Annotated in this window: 1 protein-coding gene; it reads left to right on the forward strand. The window is 62.4% G+C overall.

Annotation, left to right across the window (positions count from 1 at the left end; translation table 11 throughout):
• Positions 1-1,007, forward strand: a 1,007-nt coding sequence (gene prpC / locus HV770_RS38065; RefSeq protein ID WP_175166535.1) for a bifunctional 2-methylcitrate synthase/citrate synthase, incomplete at both ends; no start/stop codon positions are given.

A 1,007-nucleotide genomic window follows, 5' to 3' on the forward strand; every position in this document is an offset into this window, starting at 1 on the left:
CTGCATTATCGCGGCTACGACATTCTCGACATCGCGAGCGCGTGCGAATTCGAAGAGATCGCCTATCTGCTGGTCCACGAAAAGCTGCCGACCCAGGCCGAACTGACTGCCTACAAGACCAGGCTCAAGGGCTTGCGCGGCCTGCCCGCGAACGTCAAGGCCGCGCTCGAATGGATTCCCGCCGCCGCGCATCCGATGGATGTGATGCGCACCGGCGTGTCGGTGCTCGGCACCGTGCTGCCGGAGAAAGACGATCACAACCTGCCGGGCTCACGCGACATCGCCGACAAGCTGATGGCCTCGCTCGGCTCGATGCTGCTGTACTGGTATCACTACTCGCACAACGGCAAGCGCATCGAAGTCGAGACCGACGACGATTCGATCGGCGGCCACTTCCTGCATCTGCTGCATGGCGTCGAGCCGTCGAAGTCGTGGGTCGATGCCATGCACGTGTCGCTGAACCTGTACGCCGAACACGAGTTCAACGCGTCGACGTTTACCGGCCGCGTGATCGCGGGCACGGGCTCGGACCTCTACTCGGCGATCACCGGTGCGATCGGCGCGCTGCGCGGACCGAAGCACGGCGGCGCCAACGAAGCCGCGTTCGAGATCCAGTCGCGCTATCAGAGCCCGGATGAAGCCGAGGCCGATATTCGCCGCCGCGTGGAAAACAAGGAAGTGGTGATCGGCTTCGGCCACCCGGTGTACACGATCTCCGATCCGCGCAACAAGGTCATCAAGGAAGTCGCCAGGAAACTCTCGAAGGAAGCGGGCAACCCGAAGCTGTTCAATATCGCCGAGCGGCTCGAATCGGTGATGTGGGACGCGAAGAAGATGTTCCCGAATCTCGACTGGTTCAGCGCGGTCTCGTATCACATGATGGGCGTGCCCACAGCGATGTTCACGCCGATCTTCGTGATCGCGCGCACGGCCGGCTGGAGTGCGCACATCATCGAGCAGCGTATCGACAACAAGATCATCCGGCCGAGCGCGAATTACACCGGACC

The organism is Paraburkholderia fynbosensis (assembly GCF_902859935.1).
GTDB classification, from domain to species: domain Bacteria; phylum Pseudomonadota; class Gammaproteobacteria; order Burkholderiales; family Burkholderiaceae; genus Paraburkholderia; species Paraburkholderia fynbosensis.